Consider the following 501-nt stretch of genomic DNA (forward strand, 5'->3'; position numbering starts at 1 on the left):
CTACGCCGGGCCATCGCGATCTGCCCAGAGGCTGCGTGGGGGCCGGCATTGAATCCCTCCGGCGACATCCGAGACGGGGCCGAGGTTGCCGAACTGACCGGCTTTCTCAGCCCCAGGATGCTCGCCAAGTGGCCAGACGGAATGCGAGTCATCGTCCGCCGCGAACGGCCCCACCCCGGCGCCCAACTATCGATGTTCGAGGAGATCGACGGGTGGCGCTACCAAGCATTCGTTACCAACACTGCCACCGGTCAGCTGCAGTTCCTCGAGGCCAGGCACCGGGCTCACGCCCGGGTCGAGGACCGGATCCGACACGCCAAAGACACCGGCCTGGGCCGTCTGCCTTCACGCGAGTTCGCCCTCAACCAGGCGTGGCTGGTGGCGGTGATGATCGCCGCAGATCTGGTGGCCTGGACGCGGATGCTGGCCTGCACCGGCGAGGCCGCTGTCCTGGCGTTGTGCGAGCCCAAAGCGATGCGCTACCGCTTCCTGCACGTCGCA

General features: G+C 67.5%; 1 protein-coding gene. It reads left to right on the forward strand.

Annotated features, from left to right (window positions below; translation table 11 throughout):
• The coding region (locus tag G6021_RS16675) for a transposase (protein ID WP_182641776.1) at nucleotides 1-501 on the forward strand (501 nt) is incomplete at both ends.

This window comes from Dietzia sp. CW19 (genome assembly GCF_014145265.1).
GTDB classification, from domain to species: Bacteria; Actinomycetota; Actinomycetes; order Mycobacteriales; family Mycobacteriaceae; genus Dietzia; species Dietzia natronolimnaea.